Origin of the sequence: Leifsonia sp. SIMBA_070 (genome assembly GCF_046534635.1) — a bacterium.
Taxonomy (GTDB): Bacteria; Actinomycetota; Actinomycetes; order Actinomycetales; family Microbacteriaceae; genus Leifsonia.
In genome coordinates, this window is record NZ_JAWRYK010000694.1 from 1 (window position 1) to 249 (window position 249).

The 249-nt window shown below is 39.8% G+C and carries 1 protein-coding gene; it reads left to right on the plus strand.

Features of this window, described 5'->3' with window-relative positions; translation table 11 throughout:
* A partial coding sequence (gene dptG, locus SB754_RS22025) for a DNA phosphorothioation-dependent restriction protein DptG (RefSeq protein WP_410784430.1) occupies window positions 1-249 on the plus strand: 249 nt, incomplete at both ends.

Below are 249 nucleotides of genomic sequence, written 5' to 3' on the forward strand. Positions count from 1 at the left end.
TGATAGGTGAACATGAGGCAGGCGATGGCCTCCATGATGATTTAAATTTTCTTGAGCATGAGTTAGTCAAGATTTTTGTACAAAAACTTGACTTGCTTGAGAAGGATACCTTCTCTGTGGAGATTTCATATCTCCCATATCTAGCTTCCGCGTTTAGAGAGGATATTGATTTTCTGTGCTCCAAGCCTAATTTCTTGATGGAGCATCTCGAAGATACTCTTCGACTATATTCATTCTCTTATTGCTCGC